This window comes from Deinococcus radiopugnans ATCC 19172 (genome assembly GCF_006335125.1).
Lineage (GTDB): Bacteria > Deinococcota > Deinococci > Deinococcales > Deinococcaceae > Deinococcus > Deinococcus radiopugnans.
In genome coordinates, this window is sequence record NZ_VDMO01000057.1 from 1 (window position 1) to 2,780 (window position 2,780).

General features: G+C 54.9%; 3 protein-coding genes and 1 pseudogene. 2 read left to right on the forward strand and 2 right to left on the reverse strand.

What is annotated here, in order from left to right; all coding sequences use genetic code 11:
* Positions 1-222 precede the first annotated feature (222 nt).
* Positions 223-612 carry a tyrosine-type recombinase/integrase gene (locus tag FHR04_RS20585; RefSeq protein ID WP_276341436.1) on the forward strand — a complete coding sequence of 130 codons (390 nt, stop codon included), beginning with the start codon at positions 223-225 and terminating at the stop codon, positions 610-612.
* Positions 613-746: 134 nt separating this feature from the next.
* On the opposite strand, the gene FHR04_RS20590 is transcribed toward FHR04_RS20585, so the two are convergent.
* Complete coding sequence (locus FHR04_RS20590) at positions 747-1,268, reverse strand: hypothetical protein (protein ID WP_139405042.1); 522 nt, start codon at positions 1,266-1,268, stop codon at positions 747-749.
* Positions 1,269-1,415: 147 nt separating this feature from the next.
* Positions 1,416-1,520 (reverse strand): annotated as a pseudogene (locus FHR04_RS21540) (IS5-like element ISDds9 family transposase); the annotation flags it as partial.
* A 45-nt stretch (positions 1,521-1,565) separates the two neighbouring features.
* Between FHR04_RS21540 and FHR04_RS20595 the strand changes: the two are divergent.
* Complete coding sequence (locus FHR04_RS20595) at positions 1,566-2,762, forward strand: transposase (protein ID WP_139405043.1); 1,197 nt, start codon at positions 1,566-1,568, stop codon at positions 2,760-2,762.
* Positions 2,763-2,780: the final 18 nt, after the last annotated feature.

Consider the following 2,780-nt stretch of genomic DNA (forward strand, 5'->3'; position numbering starts at 1 on the left):
GTGACGAGATCAAAGCGCAGAACTTCCTGGGGATGGTGCTGCTGGCCTGTAGCATCATCCTGCTGCGCCTAATTTCCGGATGACCTCTACAGCTTGGTGCCTGCTGAAGAAGTAGGAGCCGAAGACTTGCTCAAGTATGCAGAGCGTCCTGATCTTGCTTAGGGGGTAGTGAGCTCCTCAATGCCGGATTAGGACAGCCTGGGGCCAGCCCACAAGCGACTCATCCCCTTAGCCGCCGATAGCGTGGCCGTGCTGCGAACCCATCAGGCGAAACAGGTAGAGGAACGCAACCAAATGGGCGCGAAGTGGAAGGAACACGGCCTCGTGTTCCCCACCCAGGTCGGCACTTACTTGGACTCCGCCAACCTGAGCCGCACCTTCCAGCAACTCATCAAAGCGGCTGGTGTCCCAGTCATCCGCTTACATGACCTGCGCCACACCCCTGCAAACCTGTTGGCCTTGCGAGGGGTGACGCCCAAGGTGATTGCTGACCGCCTGGGGCATACCAATGTGAGCTTCACCTTGCAGGTGTACACGTACCTGTACGATGAACAGCGCCGCGAAGCCGCGCCCAATCTCGCAGAACTGATCGAAACCAAAAAAGCCGGTTGAGGGCGGGGGTAGCACCTCAGTAGCACCCCCGATGGAGGAGGGACGCCCCAGGTATTGAAGCGTCCTTCCTTCTAATATCTATGTTATTGGGTGCAATTTCAATTAGCGAGATTTAATATAGGGCAGTAATTCATCTAAATTACCCCATTTGTGACCTCTTCAATCCTAAATAACCAAATTACACTAGCTTCAGCAGCCCTCGAGTCAATTTCTGAAATAGCCTTCTTCAGATCATTCCCTCTGATTGCATAATCAGAGTATAGTTTTTTGCTTGAAACGCCGGACTCTTTTATAGGGTCATCTGCATGTATTGTTTTGTAAACCGAGAAGCATTCAATCATCTGACGGATTGATGAATTTACATAATATAACTCCCCGTCAACTAGGAGATATACACAACAATCGGTAGATTTGTAGACAAGGTCACCGAATTCTCCGGAGGCCACTTTTAATAGCTGACTACCATTGATATTTACCTTATCAAGGCTTCGCATAAAACTAAATTTCACATCCCCGCAGTCAGATATCTTAAGCGGCAAACCAAATTCAAGAATAAATTCCCTATCCGATTCTGATAACATCTGAAAGCTTAAGTCCTTTTCACTGTAACGAAGAATTGTATCATCTCCGCAGATTGGAAGCATGGCAAATTTCATATCACACCTACTTTGGAATTCCGCGAACTGAGGTTCTTAGCGCCTTATTACCTGCTTACCTTGAAGCAGCCGTCGAGCCATATTCAAAACTCCATGTCGTTTCGACATTTGGGAAATCTCGCGCAAGCATTCGAGAACAGTTAGAGGTCATCCGGAAATTAGGCGCAGCAGGATGATGCTACAGGCCAGCAGCACCATCCCCAGGAAGTTCTGCGCTTTGATCTCGTCACGGGTCCGGACCTGACGGCCTGACACAAAGTATGAGAAAGCGTCCCCGGTAGGGGACACTTTCTGTTTGTGAAGACCGAAAATGCCGCCGGGGACGCGTCCCGACTTTACCAAGCTGTCCTTGCCCACATCCAGCATGGCTTGTGGAACGACGTCCGTAACGCCCACACGTTGGCTTGGATGGTCACAGGCCTGCTGCTCTCAGGGCGCAGTTCCATCCCCGCTTGGCTCCCCTACATCCACTCCCGTGCCATGTTCGCGCAAAGCAGCGAACGCCGCGTCCGTCGGTGGCTGGAGAATCCAGCCATCGACTGTGGCAACATTTACGGCCCATTGGTCACCCGTGCCCTGCGGGATTGGGGCGGTCAAACTCTGATTCTGGCGCTGGACACCAGCGTCTTGTTCGAGAAGTTCTGCCTGATCCGCGTCTCCGTCCTTTTTCGAGGACGCGCAGTCCCCCTGGTCTCGCGTGTCCTCGAACATCCCAGCGCACAGGTCAGCATCACTCATCTGCTGCCCGTCCTGGCCGAGGTCAAAGGGTTGCTGGATTTCGTGGGTATCCAGCAGGTCCGCCTGTTGGCGGACCGAGGGTTCTGCGACACGCAACTGATGGCCTGGCTCGAAGTCTGCGGATGGCACTACCGCATCCGCATCAAGTCCAGCCTGATCCTGGCGGCCCCTGACGGCCAGCGGCTGTGCCAGGTGCGCGACGTGCAACTCTCGCCCAGAGAAACGCGTTGCTTCCACAACGTCACCCTCACCCGGAAGCACTTTGGTCCCGTCCATGTTGCTCTGGCCCGTCCGTCGGACGGCCCAGAGCAGTGGCAGGTGGTCAGTGACGAACCGACGAGCGTGGAGACCTTTGCTGAATACGGCGAGCGCTTCCAGATTGAGGAAGGCTTCCTGGACGAGAAAAGTGGGTTGTTTGGGTTAGAAGATTCCAGGCTGCGCGACGCCGCCAGTCTGGAGCGGCTGATTCTGGTGCTCTCTGTGGCGACCCTGCTGCTTGTATCCGAAGGCATTGAAGTGGTGCAGCGTGGGGATCGACGACACGTCGATCCCCACTGGCGGCGCGCATTGAGCTATCTCAAAATCGGTCTGCGGGCCGTGCATCACGCGCTGAGTCGTGGTCAGGCGATGTTCGCGCGCCTGACACTCCAGGGTGGGCTAGACCCTGAGCCCCCAGGTCAACGGAAGCGCCCTCAAGCCCCTCCTCAGACCACGCTGGAGGTCGGCTGGCAGTTCGTCTTCCGTTCACTCTCATAAAATCTGTCAGGCTGCCAG